2 tRNA genes and 1 rRNA gene are annotated in these 440 nt (G+C 43.4%); all 3 read left to right on the top strand.

Features of this window, described 5'->3' with window-relative positions:
- Positions 1-58, top strand: a 16S ribosomal RNA gene (locus tag ACOV1R_RS16105); the annotation flags it as partial.
- Between the two features lie 86 nt (positions 59-144).
- A tRNA-Ile gene (locus ACOV1R_RS16100) sits at positions 145-219 on the top strand.
- Positions 220-260: 41 nt separating this feature from the next.
- Positions 261-333: transfer RNA gene (locus ACOV1R_RS16095), tRNA-Ala, on the top strand.
- Positions 334-440: the final 107 nt, after the last annotated feature.

Below are 440 nucleotides of genomic sequence, written 5' to 3'. Positions count from 1 at the left end.
TAGGGTGAAGTCGTAACAAGGTAGCCGTAGGAGAACCTGCGGCTGGATCACCTCCTTTCTAAGGAATATTACGGAAACCTACACATTCTTCGAAACTTTGTTTAGTTTTGAGAGGTCTAACTCTCAATTTAATAAGCGTTTTTTGGGCCTATAGCTCAGCTGGTTTAGAGCGCACGCCTGATAAGCGTGAGGTCGATGGTTCAAGTCCATTTAGGCCCATTGGAACCGAACCAGTTGGTTCCATAAGTTGAATACCTCATGGGGAATTAGCTCAGCTGGGAGAGCACCTGCTTTGCAAGCAGGGGGTCAGCGGTTCGATCCCGCTATTCTCCATTGACGACGTTGGTCGTCATTGAAACTTGTTCTTTGAAAACTAGATAATATCAAATATATTTTTTCATAATGAAACCGAGAACACCGCGTTTTTTGAGTTTTTTATT

The organism is Lactiplantibacillus sp. YT640 (assembly GCF_049745435.1).
GTDB classification, from domain to species: Bacteria; Bacillota; Bacilli; order Lactobacillales; family Lactobacillaceae; genus Lactiplantibacillus; species Lactiplantibacillus plantarum.
Note: the sequence above shows the minus strand (reverse complement) of the source record. Positions and strands in the feature narration are given on the sequence as shown.